At 45.6% G+C, this 511-nt stretch carries 1 protein-coding gene; it reads left to right on the top strand.

Annotated features, from left to right (window positions below; genetic code table 11):
• A partial coding sequence (locus tag N8M66_RS09270) for a pre-toxin TG domain-containing protein (protein WP_261047217.1) occupies window positions 1–511 on the top strand: 511 nt, incomplete at both ends.

Below are 511 nucleotides of genomic sequence, written 5' to 3' on the forward strand. Positions count from 1 at the left end.
TTTGTCTCAAAGGTCAAGGATAATATTGCTAAGGATCCAGCTCAGTATAAGGTCCAGCTTCAAAATGAGTTGGCTAAGGAGTTGGTAGATAACTACTACAGTAAACTGCCACCAGAGGCGCCTCTTCAACCATACGAAATGGATGCCAAGACCAAGGACTTGATTGATCGCGCTAATACTGGAGAACCTAAGGCCATTGACGAATTAATCAAGCGGTACGATTATCATAAGACCTTAAACAGCGCACGACATCGTTCTCAAGCGGAGATCAATCGAAGCAATGCGATTTTTTGGGAGAAAAGTCGCCAAGGTCTGATTCATATGGCTGGTGAGTTCACGAATTATTACAATTTGATTCGCCTTACTCGAGGGATTGATCCTGTTACGGGTGAGCCGGCCAATCGTTTTGAGGCAGGTGTTTGGCTGGGAGTGGAGGTGTTCGTCGGGATTGCGAAACTAAACAAGCTAGCCAAGGCAGCGAATATAGTGGACAAGGTAAGTGATACAGCGA

It is taken from the genome of Streptococcus mitis (genome assembly GCF_946188585.1).
In the GTDB taxonomy this organism is placed as follows: Bacteria; Bacillota; Bacilli; order Lactobacillales; family Streptococcaceae; genus Streptococcus; species Streptococcus mitis_DG.